The following is a 16,044-nucleotide window of genomic DNA, read 5'->3' as shown; positions in this document are numbered from 1 at the left end:
GGTTACTCCTCAAATGCACTTCCAGTAATGATCTCAATATCAACGCGCTCGCCTTTGGTGTCCTTTACCTTGAGCGATCTGCTCACTTGCGTACTGATTCCGCCGCATTTGCAAGTGTCGTTTATATAGCGTTCGGTCCTTTTCAAACGCTTTGGTCCGGTTATTTAAATCTCAAGCGCTCAGTCTTCCTCTTAGTTTGGATGGCATTTTTCTTTCCGTCTGCGACGTTTATGGTTGGTCTTGGTTACAAACGGCCGAATCCTCTAGCCTTGCGCCCTGCGCTTGTATACGTCCTTTGGTTTGCTAATTCGTATGGGTCTAGCTACTGTATGGGCTGTAAGCGTATGTAGATAAGTATTGACTGTACGCGTATCCTAACGAATCCCTCCCGCCAGCGGATCATGGTGCCGATCTCAGGCGTAACTCAGTCCGTCTAATCATGCTTTGTTTCAGGTGCCCTGCAGAAGATCAGATCACCATGATCGTTTTCAGCTATCATCCAGCTTAATTGTTTGTCAACTATGTAGTATTCGAAGTATCTGCAATTATCAAGTATTGAAGGTATATTTTTAAGTGGCAGGCTAAAGAGGAGCTTTTCTTTGTTGTCTTCGTCCGCTATCAGCCATACATCTTCCAGTGGGTTTGGGGGTAATTCGCATAAGTGAAGATGTCCGGTGTTGTCATCAAAATTTTGTATGTTGGGCTTTGATCGCAATGATGTCCACCAAGCGCGTGGGTTGCCTTTTATAAAGGTGGATTGAATTTTTGATAAGATTTCTTTTTTATGCGTGGGCTCTACGCGTAAAAGCTGTTGCTTGTCGAGTGCTTGAGAAATTTCTTCAACGAATGTTAAAAAATTCGAGTGCATTTTAACCTCACTTTTCATCGGGGCGATTCAGGCGCTCCAGATTTGAGTAGGTGGCAGACAAAGGTCCCGGACTCGAAAAATAGTGAGTGGCGTGGCTTTGCCTTCCAGATTCCGGCACTCGTCGTAGTGTTGTATGTCCCATGCCGGGCCGACTTGCCGGGTAAGTGAACTCTCGATTAATTTACGTTAGAACACACTGGGTGTTTAATCCGGGGATTACTATCTCGACTAGGTTTGTAGTCGAGGCTTCATGGTGCAAAAAACTATCGGACAAGCTTGCTATTATTTGAGTTGCTTCATCCCTGCTGCATAGCTTCGCAACCAAGCAAAAAAATGGGAAGGCTGTATAGCCTTCTAGTACTTCATGTGAGAATTCTTGGATTGCGTCTTCTACTCCATCGAATAGTTTCGGATCCTGCAATTTTGCAAGCCAGGCGCTTGTGTTGTTGCTAAATGAGTCCTCTATCAGCGAGCCAATGTTCTGATGGGAGGAAAATATGTTTTCAGAATGAAATTTTTGTACAGCATCGCAAAGAGTTATGCTGGGTTGTAGGACGTCAAGTGTGAGTAATCGATCAATGTGACTGTCGAAAGTTAAGCTAATTATTTTACGCTCTGCTGTGTTGTGGTCAAATAAGTCCCAAAGATATGAAATGTAGACTATTCCCGTGTTCGGCAAACCCTGCTTTCTAAGCGAAGTAAGTAAGCTGGATTTGGAGTTGGCTATTCTGGCGTTACTCATATCCCTCTCATAATAGCCAGCTTTGCTTTTGAGTATCTTGGATGCCTCATTCTGTGCGCACTTACAGATTATTTGTAAGACTGATTTGTTGGCTAAAGGGAAAATGCAGGTCGCAAAGCACTCTAGACTTAAGAATAGCAAAAATTTATCTATCATCTTGTTATCGTCCATCTGGCTTTTGGGGGATTGGTGCGGACGAAGCCTGCAGAACAGTCATGCTTATTTTTGCGTAACCTTTGCACTTTCCACGGTGGTAAGAATCTATATCACGATTGAGTCCGCGCTTCAGGTCCGTTGCCGCATCAATATGACCTTTATACATACCTTTTCCTTCTGCTGGCCCTGAATTGGCTGGAATGTCATAAGCGTCATCGTATAGGTTATATTCATCTTGCCTTAAGTGAGCGATTCGCTCAAGAAGCCCTCGCCCTCCATCGCTACTTTTTTGACCGATTGCTTTTCTATTGATTTTATCTAATAGCGCCTTGCACTCCGGACCGGTGAGGCATACGCATTTGCTTTTTTTCAAACCAAGGCGGTCAATCCAGCTTATTGGATTTGGTGCGTAGGTATATATATTTAGGCACCCGTTCAGTCCTATTGGATCTTTACCAATGAACCGTCCAACAGCTGGGTCATAGTATCGGTAACGGTTATAATGCAGCCCCGTCTCCACATCCCAATACTGCCCCTGAAAGCGTAGCGGATTACGAATCTCCGCCCACTTCGCCCCGTCACTCCGCTGCTCCTCCGCCAAACCCCAGGCCTTGTACCTCCCGCTCCAGGCAATCCCCCCATCCTCGCCGGTCAACTCCATCGGCGTCCCTAGCTGGTCGCACTGGTACCAAGCCATCGCATCAAACGCTTTCGGCATCGGCTTATGCAGCCACACCGGATCCTTGTCGATGTCATACGGGAACACATACACCGGCTGGCGCAACAACTCGACAACATGGTTGGACACTGCCTGCGCCACCGGCACAAAGGTCCCGGGCTCGAACACATAGTGAGTGGTGTGGCCTTTGCCTTCCCGGTCCCGGCACTCGAATGCCAGCGTGTCGCCTTCCCACACATACCAGGTGTACCCACAACCCAACTCTTCATCCCGCTGCCGCCGGGCATTCTGGTTCCACACCGGGCCGGCCTGCGGTCGGTCGCGGTACTTGGCGCGTGAGTGCTTGTACAACCGCCGCCCGAGCGCGTCGTAGGCAAAGGTGACAATCAGTCGGTCATCCTCGTACCGCCGCAGGCGGTTGTAGAGGTCCCAGTCAAAGTGGCCTTTCTTGCTGCCCGTGGTGCGCTCCGCCAGGTTGCCGCGTTCGTCATAGCGGTATTGCGTGCCGCAGTAGCTGCGCAGTACGTTGTCGTTGATCCGCCGGGGTGAGTGTGGGTTGGGGCCGGGCGGGGCTTGTGGGTCGAGCAGGTTGCTCGCCGGGTCGAAGGCGAAGAGCTCTTTCTTGTCGAAATCGCCCGCTTCCAGCAGGCGGCCGACCGGGTCGTAACGGTAATAGGTGTCACCACGGTTCAGGTCATCCACGCGGGTTAGCTGGCCGCTGAGGTCGTACTCGTAGTCGCGCACCGCGATGCGCCGGGTGGCGCCGCGTCGGGCCAGGGTCTGCTGCTGCAACTGGCCATTCGGGGTCCAGGTCTGGCGTTGAACCAGGCCGTTGCCTTGCTCGCGGCCAATTTCCCGATGCAGGTCGTCGCGCTGGTAGCTGAGCAGTTCGTGCTCGTCGAGCTTGAGGCTGAGCAAGTGGCCGCTGCCATAGGTGAGCCAACTGACCCGGTGGCCATCAGGGCGGGTGGTCGCGATGCGCAGGTTGAGGGCGTCGTACTCATGCTTGAAGACAGCGACCTTCGCTTCCTTCATGTACTTGAAGTGCTGGTGCTCGCGGGTGTTGTTGCCCGCCAGGTCGTAGAACCACTGCAGCTTGCAGGCCTCGTTCTCGGCAAGTAGCAGGTTGCCGTTGCCGTCGTAGGCGAAGGTTTCGCTTTCCCACTCCTTGCCACCGCGCTGGCCTGCATGGCTTTTCACCAGGCGGCCCATGGCGTCGTATTTGAAGCGGGTGATGCGGTCGCCATCGATGCGGCGGGTGGGCTGGTTGCTGCTTTGATCGTAGAGGTAATCGGTGACCTGCTTGTCGAAGCCGGTCTCCATGATCAATCGCCCGGCCGGGTCGTACTTGAAGCTGGCCTCGCTGTTGTTCTCGTTGCGCAGGCGCAGCAACTGGCCGAGCTTGTTCCAGTGGTAGGTGAGGGTGCTGTCGTCGGGGTTGTGGCGTTGGCGAATCAGGCCGGCCTCGTTGTAGGCCCAGGCGGTACGACGGTTCAACGCGTCGGTATAGCTGAGCAGGCGGCCTTCGGCATCGTGTTCGAAGCGGTCCTGGGTCTTGTCGGGGTATACCAGGCGGGTCAGTTGACCGGCCTGGTACTGATACTCGGTGGTTTCCCCCGCTGCGTTGATCGCCTTGCTCAGTTGCCCGAGCCCGTCGTACTTCCACAGCGTGGTCTTGCCCGAGCAATCGGTGTAGCTGGCCAGCTGGCCGTCGCGGGTGTAGCCGAGCTTCTTCTCGCCACCGTTGGCGTCGATGATGGAGATGGGCAGGTTATCGCTGTTGTAGGTGTACTGGGTCTTGTTCTCCAGCGGGTCGAGCGTTTCGATGATGTTGCCGCGCTGGTCGTAGTCGTACTTCCACAGGCCGCCCTCGGCGTCGCGGGTCTTGAAGCGCTGGTCGAGGTCGTCATAGGCGTGGTGCACCGCGGAGCCATCGGGGCGGGTGTGCTGCAGCAAGTTGCTGCGCTCGTCGTAGACATAGCGGTCGATACTGCCGTCGGTGTGCACATGCTGGATGACGTTCTTGGCATCGTCGCGGAACAGCCACTCTTCGTTGCTGTCCGGGTAGATGATGCGGTAGGTGTAGCCGAGGTAGTCGTAGTAGTGGCGGGTTTCCTGGCCAAGCGCATCTGTGACGGTGGTCAGGCGGATATGCTTGTTCCATTTCAGGCGCGTGTCGAAGCTGCCGTCATCCGCCCATTCGCGCACGGCTTTCGCGTCCGGGCCTTCGCCCTGCCATTCAAGGCTGGTACCCCGCCCGGTGCGGTCGGTGTAGCGCGTGACCAGGTGGTGCTGGTACTGGTAGGTCCACTGCGCCCCGTGTTCATCGCGTGCCGCGCGAAGGTCGCCCTGGTCGTCATGGTCGTAGCTGGCCAGCTGTCGGGTTTGCCGGCCGTCCCGCATCAGCCAGAGTGCCTTGATGCGCCCATGTTCATCGAGCTGGGTATGCACATGCTGGTGCTGGTCTTCATCCTGGTAGGTGACCAGGTCGGAGAGCACTGCCTTGCCGGCATGCTGGTGCTCGTAATGCAGCGCGATGCGCGCGCCGCCGCGCCGGATGATGCCGACCAGGCGGAAGTGATCGCCGACGCGCTGGTAGTGTTCCTGGCGCTGGTGGCCGTGTGCCAGGCTCAGGTGGTTTTCGTCGACCCGGATGAGTACCGTCTTCTCTACCGGGTCGTAATGCGGCTTGCCAACCTTGGGCAGGGCGTAGCTGTGGGTGCGGCCATCGTCGGCGTGGTACAGCACACCCTCGTCAACCACATCGAAGCGCATCGAGAATGGCGTGATCCAGCGGGCACCGAACTCGCTGTCATCGTAGGCGTCCAGGCTGGAACGGTAGGTGCGTGCCCAGGCGACAGGAAACACGCCTGGCAGGTTGAAGTCGACATGCACCAGGGTTTCGGTACCGCGTGCATAGCTGATGCTCTTGCTGGTGCCGGGGCAGGTGCCGTTCAGGTCGCAGCGTGGGTCGTTTTTAGGTCGGGCCTCGTTGCGGGTGGCTTCCACGCGGCTTTCGGTGCCCTTGTCCTTTGCCACACCCGAGCCGTGCGCCGGGGTATTGGCCGATACCCGGCGCGCGGGTTTGCGCTTGCGCAGGCCTGCGTTGAGCTGGGCGAGGAGCCAGGCAATGCTGTTTTGCGTGGCCGGGTTGGCCAGGGCGGTCAGCATCTGCCGGATCAGCTGGGCCAGGCCCCTGAGCACATTGGTGTGTGGCTGGACGAGCTTCAAGACCCAGCCAGTGTTGCCCGCTGCAGCTTTGTACCCCTCGGTCGCACCGTACTGAACCGCACCAGCGGTGGCGCTGATGACCGCTTCGGCCCGGGTCAGCAGGTCCCAGAGGGACGGTTCTTCGATGGGGGCGTAGATTGCCTTGGCGCTGTTGATGATCGCCTTGCGCTGCTGGGTAGTGTCGATCTCGCCCTTGGCGATGCGCTCGATGGCATCCGCCAGGCTGTTGAGTGTCTGGAAGCCGGTGTTGGCGGCATTGTTCAAGATGCCAGGCAGTTCGGTTTCGGCCCGCTCGACGAAGGTTTCGATTTCGCCCATCAGCGTGGCACTGAGGTGGCCGACCATGATGTTCATGACGGCTTGGGCAAAGTCACCTTTGTTTTTTTTCAGTTGCTGTCGGGCCAGGAACAGCACCGGGCGCAACGTCATCCGTGCGGCTGCCATGGTCGGCGGGACGGGTACTACGCCGATCAGGTTGATGCCCAGGCTTACCCAGTCCAGCGGGTCATTCGAGCCGGTCTTGACCAGATGGATGATGTCGCCCAAGGCGTCGAACAAGGCGACGATGTTGCCCACCACCGGCACTGCACCGGCCCAGGCCTTGACGGTGGCCAGGTCGATGGTGTTGCCGCTGAGTTCCAGCAGCCAGGCGTTTACCGTGGCTTCACCTTGGGCGATATCCTGAGCGACCAGGTTGTTCAACGGGACCAGTGCGATTTCGCGTTCTTCGATTTCTTTCTTTTCTTGTGGGGTCATCGTTTCAATTCCCTTCCCGGATGAGTGAGGTAGCCAAGGCACTGGCAGTGCCAAGCCGGGAAGGGGGAGGTGCCGAGGGGGCGATGGCGTCGAGCGGGGCCTTGAACGCTTGTGCCGCATGCTTCGCGAGGTTTTCGGTGCCTTGCAGGGCGGAAGGTAGCGTCAGCGCTGCAGCCGGGCCTGAAAAGTCCTTACTCAGGTTGCCGAAGTAGCTGCCGGCTACCCATGGGTCGGCTGGGTCTTTCTCGAAATCAACGGCAGTGGGGCCCGGGCTTACAGCTGCTACCGCCGCAAAGCCTTGTTCGTCCAGCGTGCCTTTGAGGACCTGGCCCAGCGCGTCCTCTACCTGGTACCCGGAGCCTTTCAAGGGGCGGTTGTTGGCATAGTTGCGGAAAAGGTCGAGGTTGCCTTTGTCGGTTTTGGGAGCGTCCGGGAACGTGGCCGTCTGGCTTTGTGCACTTTTGTAGAAGAAGCCGGTCGCGTGCGCGGTGTACTGGCCAGCGGTGGCATGCAGGATTCCCCCTGCGGTGTAGGTGGTACTGCTGCCGCCCCCCTGGATGACCAATTCCTCCTTGGCGCTGAGGGTGATGCGTTCGGCGGTGACGCTGACCTTGAGCTTGGCCAGCAGGTTGATGTTGTCCTTGAGCGCCTTCAGGTCGATGTCGCCGGTGGCCGCGACCAGTCGCCAGCCCATGCTCTGGACGAACTGGCGTACCCCTCGGCTGGCACTGATCAGCAGGCGCTTGCCGATGGCCAGGCTGGTGTGGCCACCCGTGCTCAGGCCCAGATGTTCGCCGCTGGCGATGTGGGTGGATTCCGGGGTGGTGGTCGCAATGCCGGTCGGGCTGGCGAGCACCAGCTGCGGGTCGGCCAGTTCCGGAAACCGGTTGGCTTCAGGGTTGCCGCCGTAGCCGCAGATGGCATCGTGCTGTGCCTTGAGCGCTTCACCGACCTCATCCTGATCGCCACCTTCCTGGGCCAGGTGGTCGCGGGCGACCCTGGCGAAGGTGGTGTGGTACTGCTGTGCGGTCTGCAGGCGTTCGGCGGTTTCGGCCAGGTCGGTGTGGTGCTGGACGGCGCGGGCGCGCAGTTCGGTGGTCAGCAGCAGGCCGCCGCCTGCGCGGATCACCCCGTGGGTATCGGTGCGCAGCTCGAAACCTTGCCCACGGGGCTGGCCACCGAAGTGACGCGGATGGGTCAGGTAACCCAGGTGCAGCGCGGTGTGGTCGTGGTCACTCATCAGCGCCGCGCTGATCTGCCCGGTGGTGTCGTCCAGGCGTAGTTCGTTGTGCCGCTTGCCGTGGTGCTCCTTGCTGCGGATCGGGCTCAACGCCTTGAACTCGGGCAGGCGATACGGCGGGCGGTTGACGATGTGGTAGCTACGCCCGGTGATCATCGGTTGGTCAGGGTCGCCGTCGAGGAAACTGACCACCACTTCCTGGCCAATGCGGGGTATGGCCATATGGCCCCAGGTGGCACCGGCCCAGGCCTGGGTCACCCGCACCCAGCACGAGCTCTTGTCGTCGTCCTGGCCCAGGCGGTCCCAGGGGAACTGCACGCGCACGCGGCCGTGCTCGTCGCAGTAGATTTCCTCGCCGGGCGGGCCGACCACCTTGGCCATCTGCGGGCCGTCGATCACGGGCTTGGGGCAAGCAGGTGCATGCCATTCGACCCGGGCTGGAATCAAGGTGGCGGTGAAGGTGTAGGACGTGCCGACTTCGGCTTCGGCAGCATCCTCTTCCAGCGCTGTGAACTGCTGCCCCTTGTGTGTGATCTGCATCGGCCGCCAGAGGATGTTCAGGTCCTCACGGGCATGGCCGGCCAGCTGGAAGGCGATGCCCGGCTGCAGGCGCGCGTCGTCGCCTTTGACCTGGGCCACCCGGGCATCGCCGAACAAGGCGTTGATACGGGTCTGGGTAAACGGCTTGCCGGCGTTGTCGTGCTTGTAGCGGCCGGGGTAGTCGTAGCGCTCGTACTCGTTGCCCTGGTTGCCCATGTCCCTGGGGTACAGGGTGTGTTCCAGGTTGTAGCGCGGGTGGGTGAAGGTGTAGTCGCGCTGGACCTGGATACTGGTGCGTACCTGTTCGCGATAGCGGAAGTCATGCAGGCAGGGCTGGCGCGCCGTGCCACCCCGGTTGGCCACGTACAACACCGGGTCGCCTTCCAGGCTGCCGAACTGGCTGATCTGGTCCGCCTGGATGACGCCATGGCTGCCTTGGCTGTGCTCGAAGATCGAGATCAGGCCTTCTTCTGCCGATAGCCGCCAGAAGAAATCCAGGTCCAGATCACCGGCCTGTACGCAGAACTCACGCGTCTGGTGCGGGTTGACCAGGTACTGGGTCAGCGCTCCCCATCGGCGCTCGCGGAACAGTTCCTCGAGCAACTGCGGCACGGGGCGGTGCTGGAAGATGCGCCAGTCCGACTGCAGGCCGGCGCGGGCCAGCTGCGGTTCGACAATGGCGCGGTAGCGGGTGCGGCGGTGGCCGGTCTTGCCCTGTTCGAAGCTGCTGATCAGGCCATGCACGTGACGCACCGGTTGCTCCTGCTGCCAGATGGTCAGCAGCGCGGGCTGGTCGAGCAGGGCGGCGAAGTCGGCATCGTCGGCGAAACTCACCAGTTCGACTTCCAGGCGATACAACTGGCTGACGCCTTCGGTCAGCTCGAATGACACGACATCAAACTGAATGGCTTCGTCGGCTGGGGTAGTGAAGGTAAAGCGCACATCATTCAGGTTGCTCATGTGTACTCCTGCGGTTCGTCCCATCGGGCAGGTTCATGAAACCGGACGCGTCCCATGACGCGAGGCATTAGTTGTGTTCACGACCGTAATGAGGAATCCGTTCCTGGTCGTGAAAGTTGCTTCCTAAAAATCTGTAGGAAGTTTCGCCAAATGCAGGATCTATCTTGTTTCGGACAACGTTTTACTTGCTGCGCCCATCGGCACAGTGACTGTTGCGTCATGTCAGTTCGAGGTTGTCGAGTTCATGGCTGCAGCATCGCCTGCAGTGATGCCAGTACTTGCTGGGTAATGCCGTCAAGTTTGCTGGCGAAGTAGAGATACAGGCCTGTGCAGAACACGCCCATCACGGCCCAGGGCGTCCACCAGGGCAGTTGGCGGTTCATGCGGTAATGCCGGGGCGCGACATTGGCCAGAGGGTCGGTCAGGGGTTGCGATTCGGCTTCGGGGCCATGCAGTTCAACGATCCGGTCATGGACCCGCTTGAGCCAGGCGGCCAGTTCCTCATCGCCATTGGTCTGGTTGGCGTACTTGCCGCGGTAGCCCAGTGCCAGGCACCAGAACAGGAACACAAACAGGTCGTAGCGCTTTTCGGGGGCTTCCAGCAAACGTTCGAGCACGCTGAAGAATTTCTCGCCGCCCCAGGTTTCCTGATGGATGGCGCTGAGCAAGGACTGGGCTTTCCAGGACGAGTCGCGCCCCCAGGAGGTGGTCATCACGGCTTCATCGACCACGCAACACAAGCAGTAGGAAAACACCACGCGGTCGCCTTCGTCACAGTGTTCAAGCTGGCGTACCTGCTCGACCATGCCGTGGATCATGTTCTTGACGTGGGCATGCAACTGCTCGACGTGGTCATAGTGTTCGGTGCCTTCCAGGCGAATGACCAGGCCGAACAGGGGAGAGGCGATGTCGAAGAGGGGGAATGTGGTGTTCGAGCGGGTGTCGAACCCCAGCGCGTCGACATGCGGGAACAGTTCGCTGAGTGGGGGAGCGGCGCGGGCGTCTACCCGGGTGTTCTCGAAGTCTTTCTCGGGTGCGTTGTTCATGCTCGGACCTCCTGGTCACATCACCGGCTGCCGCCCGGTCCGGGCAGGCCATAGCTGGCGGGTTGCGTTGGCGGTGTTGATGATCTGCAGTTGATGGAATGAGTTGCTGTTGGCGTACAACGTCATGAAATGGGACAGCACGTTGCCGAACAGCTGCACCTCACCCTCGCATTCGAAGCCGGCAGGGTCGATGTGCAGGGTGGTGCGCATGCCCCGAACCGGCACGCCCTTGACCAGCCAATCGCAGGGCTCGTTGTCCACTTGTCTGATGGCGTCGAGGCGCTGGGTGGTATTGCGCTCCTGCTGCAGGTCATGGGCGGCGACAAAGTCGTAAACCCGCAGTACCGCGGCAAGGGTTGCAGGAGAAGACAGCGACAGGTTGTTCAGCGCAAGGTTGGATAGCAGCGCCCAGTGGCGCTCACCTTGGCCACCGCTCTGCAGCATCGGCGGGTAGCTGCGGGTGGGGCGGGTGAGGTTGCGATAGGTGACGAACGAGGGGGTGTCCTGGGTGGTCACATCGACTTCGCCAACCCTGAGCTGCTGCGCAAGGGGCCCGTTGCTGCAGGTAAGGTCGATGTTCAGTTCTTCGTGCAGGCCAAGGTAGGGCGCAAGGTTGTGATGCACCAGGCGTATCCTGTGTTGCACCTTGTCATTGACGGGTTCCTGCTCGATGTCCAGCTTGTAGTAGCGGGCGGGCGTCGGCTCGGCCAACGGGAAGTCACGGTCCAGGGCTTCGAAGGGTTTGAAGTCCTGTACGTGATCGCTGGATTTCTGACGCTGGCTGCTGACACGATCAATGCTGAAAATCTCACCTTCCTTGCCGCCCCGGCGCTCCATTCGCACGGTTTCACACAGTGGCTGCCCATTCAACGGGATGGGCTCTGCCGTACAACTGAACAGGTTGATGGCAGGGATGCAGTTGAGCAGGATCGTTGTCTGGTCGATCTGTATGTCGGGCGGGAGGGGCGCGCTGAAACCGAACTCCAGCTGGATATGAGCGGCGGCCTCGTCAGGCCAGTAGCTGCCGAGCCCGTCAATGCGAAACCCATGAAAGCGCTCCGGGAAGCAGAAGAATTCGTGCAGGATGCGGTAGCCATCCATCTGCTCGCCGGGGCTGGGCAGCAGCGCTTCGTTTGCCTCGAAACCGACGAAGGCCACTGAGGGTGGTAGCGCAAAGCGGTGCTGGCCGATATGCAGATCAAGCTTGTCCAGGTGCTGCGCCAGCCACTGGTAGAGGGTGAGCGCATTGCGTTTACTGCCAGCCAGATGAAACCGCAGCTGGTCGCACTTCATCTGCCGCAGCGGCTGCTCGGACAAGGCGCCCAGGCCTATGCGCACTACCGGTGCTTCGGCACTGGGTTGCGTGGTGATGCTGCGAATTTCCAGCGGCGCGATAGCCAGGTCCGCGCAGGTGCGGAACTCGCAGCTTACGCCGTCAACGGCTCGGGAGAACACAGGGGTGCCCTTGGGCAGCACCTGGGTCTCGCTCAGCGCGTGGTCGACAGGCTGGAACTGCATCAGTGTCATGCTCGGCAGCGGACGCAGAAAATTGGGGTAGAGCAGCTGCAGCAACGGGTGGGTCAGCTCGGGCAGATGGTCTTCAATCTTCATGACCAGGCGAGCGGTCAGGAAGGCGAAGTGTTCCATCAGGTACTCGCTGGCCGGGTCCGAGGCAGTGCGACCAAGGACAGGCGCCAGACGCGGGTCGTCCTCGACAAAGTCGTCACCCAATTCCCGTAGGGTCTGCTGCTCCTGCATGAACCAGTCTTTGAACTTCATGTTTATCGCGTTGGACGCTCTATCTGGTGGCATGTGCCGGTGTTGATGAAAAGTGCACTTGGCTTATTTGTAGGAAAGTTCCCACAAGTTGATGGGTTGTTAACTTTCCTGAAGCAAGTGCTTTTTTATTTAATAATTCAGGAAAGTCACCGGCGTCTGCAAGAAAAGTGTTAGCTGGTGTTTCTTGCTTGATATCATTGAATAGTGTTTTTCAATGCTGTTACTGTTTTTGGCAGTGTGCACTGTGAGGTGCCTTAAATCATTCGGAAATGCAGTCGGTAAGGTTTGCCGCTATGAAAGTGAACAAGGACAGTCTGCTGCGCGGTGTATTGCTGGTGCAGCGTCAGGCAATGCCGGTAGTTGTTGGCGTGGTACTGCTCGGCGTTGCTGCCGCAGTGGTCTGGCTATGGTGGTTGGGGCCTGAATGGCGTTGGCGTGAGCAGCAACCGCTGGTTGACCTGCCGGTGCGGATTGCGGCAACCGTGCTGCTGGTGATGCTGCCATTGCTGGCATGGAGCGCGTGGGTGCATCGGCGCAACCGCTCGATCGTACGCGAACAGCAACGGCAGCGGCGCGAGGTGGAAGACCCGTGCCTGGTGTATCTGCAGACCCAGCAGCGCTCCCTCGACAGCAGCCTGGCCCGCTTGCGCGACAGCCAAGGTGGCCGCGGGCACCGTTACGATGTGCCGTGGTACCTCATCCTTGGTGAACAGAATGCGGGCAAGTCGAGCTTCGTCAGCCGTTCGGATCAGCGTTTTGCACTCGCCCGCACCGATGGCGCCACCCAGCGGGCCAGTACGGATCAGGACCTGGCTTTTGGCATCGACTGGTGGGTAGGTGACGACGCGGTGCTGATCGATCCGCCGGGCGAGTTCATCAGCCAGCCCGAGCGCCCGGCGTATGTGGTCAAGCCCATCAAGCCGCCGACAGCGGCTGAGGAGGGGGGCGATGACAACACGCTGCCAGCAGTGCAGGAGGCTGCACTGACGGCGAGAGCGCCGGCCGAGCCCTCAGGCCTGCCGGCGGGCGTCGAGCGACGCCTGTGGCGGCACATGATTGGCTGGCTTGCCCAGAACCGCAGCCGACGGCCACTCAATGGCGTGGTCTTGCTGGTGGATATGGTCAACCTGTTCGGGCGATCGGCGAAGGCGCGACGTGACCTGGCATTCATGCTGCGTGCGCGCCTGACGGAGCTGGGTGATGAATTGGGTACGCGCTTGCCGCTGTACGTGGTGATGAGCAAGTTCGACTTGCTGGACGGTTTCGAGGAACTGTTCGCCGCGCTCCCGGCCCGTGAGCGGGAAGAGGTGCAGGGCTTTACCTTCACGCTGGGTTCGGTAAAGGACTTCGATGCCTGGCTGCAGGAGTTGGAGGGAGCCTATCAGGGCTTCCTGGGGCGCCTTGGCAGGCATCTGATGAGCGCTACCGTGGAAGCGCCTGGCAGCACGGGCAAGAGCGCCTGCTCGCTGCTTCGGGAACTGAGCGGGGCGCAGGAGATGTTGTTGAATTTCCTTGGTGATGTACTGGTCAGTGACCGCTACAGCACCCCACCGCTGGTGCGTGGCCTGTACTTTTCCTCGGTCTACCAGCAAGGCGAAGTGCGCAACCTGCTCGCGGATGCTTCTGCCCGCGCCTTTGCCTTCGCTGCCCCGGCTTTGTCGACCAAGCCGCAAGGTACCTCCGTGGTGTATTTCGCGCAGCGGCTGTTGCAACGCGTGGTCTACCCCGAGGCCGGCCTGGCGGGCGACAACCGCAAGGTCGCCCGGCGCAAGGGCCGCCTGTTGAAGGGCGGCGCCGTGGCGGCGAGTGTGTGCGGGTTGGCCATGGCCGGTGGTTGGGCGTACTTCTACAGCGTCAACCGTGACAAGGCGGAGCAGGTGCTGGAGAAAAGCATTGCGTTCAGCAACACCAGCACGGACGCCAAGGATGATTTGACCGGGCGCAGCCTGCTGCTGCCGTTGAATGAGATCCGTGATGCGGTGAGCCTGTACGGCGATTATCGCTCTGGTTGGAGCGTGTTCACGGATATGGGGCTGTACCAGGGCAAAGCCATTGGCCCGCAAGTGGACCAGGCGTACCTGAATGCCCTGGCCCAGCGCTTTCTACCGGTGATTGCGGGCGGCGTGGCAGCGTCTGTCAAGCAAGCTGCCCCTGGTAGCGACGAGCAATTGGCGGCATTGCGCGTGTATCGCATGATCGAAGATCGCGGTAATCGTCGGGCAGAGATGGTCGAGCAATGGATGGCTCGCGAGTGGCAAAGGGCGTATCCGGGCCAGGGCCAGCTGCAGGCCGCGCTGATGCGCCACCTCAGGTACGCTTTGGCCTACGCAGATGTCGAACTGCCGGAGTACCGGAAAGTCGTTGCCCAAGCGCAGCAGCAGTTGCGCAAGCTGCCGCTGGCCGAGCGTGTCTACATTGGCTTGAGGCAGCAGGCTCGGGAGCAATTGCACGGTGAGCTGGATTTGCGCAACGAGATCGGCCCAGCGTTCGATATCGTCTACAGGCCACTGGCCGAGCGCGATCACCAGGCGGCCGTCGACGGCAATTTGTCCCTGCCACCTTTACTCACGGCGACGGGCTTTCGCGACTATTTCGACCAGCATAGCCAGAACGTGGCCGACCTCGCCCTGGTCGACCAGTGGGTGCTAGGGGAGCGGCGTAGCCTCTACTACTCCGACATGGACCGCCAGGCCCTGGCGGAGCGTCTGCGAGGCCTGTACAGCGCCGACTACATCGACAGTTGGCGGCGTGTGCTGAACCAGTTTTCGGTTGCCGAATTCAGCGATCTTGCGCATGCCTTGAGTGTTCTGGAACAAGTCAGCGGCCCGGCAGCGCCGATACGCCGGCTGCTGGAAACCGTGCGCAGCAATACGCTGATCTATCCGCAGGCCGCGGACAGCGAGAAGGAATCGAAAGCCGATCTGCAGGTTCGCATGCAGGCCATGGGCATCTATCGGTCTTTCGCGGGGCTTTCGGGGATGCTCGACGTGCGGGGTGACAAACCGTCCTACCATGACGAAACACTCCAGGCGATCAGCGCTGTACACGACTACGTGAAGGCGGTGCAGGACAACCCTGACCGGGGCAAGGCCGCCCTGGCGCTAGTGTTGAGCCGTTTTTCGAAAACGGCGCCCGACCCCATTCACAACCTTCAGCGCATTGCCACGGGCCTGCCGGAACCCCTCAATCGGCATGTTCGCCAGCTGGCGGAGCAGACTTCGCAGGTGCTGATGGTCATGGCGTTACGGGAGCTGGAGCAGCGTTGGGATGCTGAGGTTTACAGCGTCTACCAGGAACGACTGGCCTCACGCTACCCCATCGACCCGGCCGGGCCGGATGTATCGCTCAAGGATTTTGAAGCCTTCTTTGGCCCGCAAGGCCAGCTCAAGCGCTTCCAGGACCAGTACCTTGCGGTGTTTCTCGAAGACAACCTCGATGCGCTTTACTCCCGTGCGGATGAAGGTTACCTGGTCCGTCCCGAAGTCATGGCGCAGCTCAAGCAGGCTGAAGCCATACGCAATGCGTTTTTCGACAATCGCGGGGAGCTGAACGTGAGCTTTGGCCTCGAGCCTCTGGCGATCAGCGGTGGCTTGCGCGGCAGTGTCTTCGACCTGGATGGGCAGCTGCATGCGTTTGCGGACCGGGGCAAGGAGCCGATCGGCATGACCTGGCCGGGCCCTGCCGGGGAGAGTGGGCATAGCCGTGTCACCCTGGTGCAGGTTGCGGGTACCACAGTCAGCCTGGGCTATCACGGCCCCTGGTCGCTCTACCGCCTGCTCAGCCGCGGTGGGCTGAATGCCCGTACATCCACCAGTATCGATCTCGGTTTCATGATTGCCGGCGATACGGCGCGCTACAAGGTTCACACCACGGGCGCAAACAACCCCTTCACCCGCCAGCTCTTTGCAGGGTTCGCCCTGCCGCAGCGGTTGTTGCGAGACGGCACGGCCAGCGAAGTGGCCGGGCGATAGGGCCTGGCGCAGGCCACCCAAGAACCCCGATACCAGTGGCCTGGGTCGGGATTCGTTGTCTGTTTGTTCCGGTGCC

At 59.9% G+C, this 16,044-nt stretch carries 6 protein-coding genes; 1 reads left to right on the top strand and 5 read right to left on the bottom strand.

Features of this window, described 5'->3' with window-relative positions; all coding sequences use genetic code 11:
• Positions 1 to 433: 433 nt before the first annotated feature.
• The 5 genes from RR51_RS30435 to tssF all read right to left on the bottom strand — a co-directional run bounded on the left by RR51_RS30435 (position 434) and on the right by tssF (position 11,997).
• On the bottom strand, positions 434 to 886 hold the full coding sequence (locus RR51_RS30435; RefSeq protein ID WP_152619891.1) for a DUF6756 family protein: 453 nt from the start codon (positions 884 to 886) through the stop codon (positions 434 to 436).
• An 884-nt stretch (positions 887 to 1,770) separates the two neighbouring features.
• A complete protein-coding gene (locus RR51_RS14480) occupies positions 1,771 to 6,432 on the bottom strand; it encodes an RHS repeat-associated core domain-containing protein (RefSeq protein WP_177328656.1) in 4,662 nt (1,553 codons plus the stop codon).
• Positions 6,433 to 6,436: 4 nt separating this feature from the next.
• Entirely contained in the window at positions 6,437 to 9,172 is a 2,736-nt protein-coding gene (locus RR51_RS14475; protein ID WP_052261062.1) for a type VI secretion system Vgr family protein, read from the bottom strand.
• A gap of 242 nt (positions 9,173 to 9,414) precedes the next feature.
• Positions 9,415 to 10,218 (bottom strand): type IVB secretion system protein IcmH/DotU, encoded by an 804-nt coding sequence (gene icmH / locus RR51_RS14470; protein ID WP_052261061.1) that lies wholly within the window; start codon positions 10,216 to 10,218, stop codon positions 9,415 to 9,417.
• Positions 10,219 to 10,233: 15 nt separating this feature from the next.
• The gene (gene tssF, locus RR51_RS14465; RefSeq protein ID WP_039613909.1) at positions 10,234 to 11,997 is read right to left on the bottom strand and encodes a type VI secretion system baseplate subunit TssF; all 1,764 of its coding nucleotides are present in this window, start codon (positions 11,995 to 11,997) and stop codon (positions 10,234 to 10,236) included.
• 293 nt (positions 11,998 to 12,290) lie between these two features.
• Here tssF and tssM point away from each other — a divergent pair, with 293 nt between their 5' ends.
• The gene (tssM, locus tag RR51_RS14460; RefSeq protein ID WP_052261060.1) at positions 12,291 to 15,968 is read left to right on the top strand and encodes a type VI secretion system membrane subunit TssM; all 3,678 of its coding nucleotides are present in this window, start codon (positions 12,291 to 12,293) and stop codon (positions 15,966 to 15,968) included.
• Positions 15,969 to 16,044: the final 76 nt, after the last annotated feature.

It is taken from the genome of Pseudomonas sp. C5pp, assembly GCF_000814065.1.
In the GTDB taxonomy this organism is placed as follows: Bacteria; Pseudomonadota; Gammaproteobacteria; order Pseudomonadales; family Pseudomonadaceae; genus Aquipseudomonas; species Aquipseudomonas asiatica.
Note: the sequence above shows the minus strand (reverse complement) of the source record. Positions and strands in the feature narration are given on the sequence as shown.